This window comes from Kitasatospora sp. NPDC057518, from assembly GCF_042802075.1.
In the GTDB taxonomy this organism is placed as follows: domain Bacteria; phylum Actinomycetota; class Actinomycetes; order Streptomycetales; family Streptomycetaceae; genus Kitasatospora.
In genome coordinates this window covers 1-1430 of record NZ_JBHVEU010000790.1, presented here as the reverse complement: position 1 = coordinate 1430, position 1430 = coordinate 1, and the positions used below count along the sequence as shown (strand labels likewise).

Annotated in this window: 1 pseudogene and 1 CRISPR repeat array; the pseudogene reads left to right on the top strand. The window is 75.7% G+C overall.

From position 1 onward, the window contains the following. Positions 1 to 32: 32 nt before the first annotated feature. A CRISPR array of direct repeats spans positions 33 to 1161; the repeat unit is 28 nt; unit sequence GAGCAACCCCCGCGAGCGCGGGGCCGAC. 31 nt (positions 1162 to 1192) lie between these two features. Beyond that, positions 1193 to 1430, top strand: a pseudogene (locus ACFU7Z_RS39425) (AMP-binding protein); the annotation flags it as partial.

The window sequence follows — 1430 nt, the reverse complement described above, 5'->3', positions numbered from 1 at the left end:
CCTGCCCGGCGTGCAGCACGGTGACGCTCAGGGAGCAACCCCCGCGAGCGCGGGGCCGACATCCGGGCCGCGGATCCGACGGTCGGACGCCCGGAGCAACCCCCGCGAGCGCGGGGCCGACGAGGGCTACCACGTCCTGGAGACCATGATCCCGGAGCAACCCCCGCGAGCGCGGGGCCGACCTGCGCAAGATCCGGCTCCGCGGCCCGGTCGCGGAGCAACCCCCGCGAGCGCGGGGCCGACGTGTGTGGCGGTCAGCGGCGGAAGAATCCGGGCGAGCAACCCCCGCGAGCGCGGGGCCGACCTCGTCGGCGAACTCTCCACCCGCAGCGACGAGGAGCAACCCCCGCTAGCGCGGGGCCGACCGGGCTCGGTGAACAGGACGTTGATGTCCATGGGAGCAACCCCCGCGAGCGCGGGGCCGACGTACGGGTGGTGGTCATGCGAGTTCCCCTTCTCGAGCAACCCCCGCGAGCGCGGGGCCGACGGTGGAGGTCGCTGTGCCCGGTGAGCACATTGAGAGCAACCCCCGCGAGCGCGGGGCCGACCCGCAGCTCGCGGGCGTCGCGGCGATGTGGGCGGAGCAACCCCCGCGAGCGCGGGGCCGACCGGGTGCGGGTGTCCGGGGTGGTTGCCCACGGGGGAGCAACCCCCGCGAGCGCGGGGCCGACAGCGGATCTGGCGCGTGGCACTCGCCTCGCTGAGAGCAACCCCCGCGAGCGCGGGGCCGACTCGCCGCGCGCCCTACGGACTGACGGCATCGCAGGAGCAACCCCCGCGAGCGCGGGGCCGACGCCTTGTGGATGCGCTCGCGGTACGGCTCCACCGAGCAACCCCCGCGAGCGCGGGGCCGACCGGTGCCTCTCGCCGCGCCGGTGCGCTCGGTGAGGAGCAACCCCCGCGAGCGCGGGGCCGACTTAATCCGGAACTAAACCTCCCGCTTGCCTGGAGAGCAACCCCCGCGAGCGCGGGGCCGACGTGGGGGAGGGCGGGGCCGGCGGGGTGGACGGCGAGCAACCCCCGCGAGCGCGGGGCCGACCCCCTGCCAAAACGGGGGACACGGGGCGGGGGAGAGCAACCCCCGCGAGCGCGGGGCCGACGTCCACCCTGCCGGCGCTCTCGCCAACACCCGGGAGCAACCCCCGCGAGCGCGGGGCCGACGACCTCGCCTACCGACGCGGACACGACTACCCTCACCCGCCCCGGGGTGGCCGGCCGGGTGCGCAACGTCCTGGTGGTGCGCCGCACCGGCCAGGACATCCCCTGGCAGGAGGGCCGCGACCTGTGGTGGCACGAGGTGACGGAGCGTCAGCCCGCCGAGCACACCCCGCAGGCGTTCGACGCCGAGCACCCGCTGTTCATCCTCTACACCTCCGGCACCACCGGGAAGCCCAAGGGCATCCTGCACACCACCGGCGGCTACCTCACCC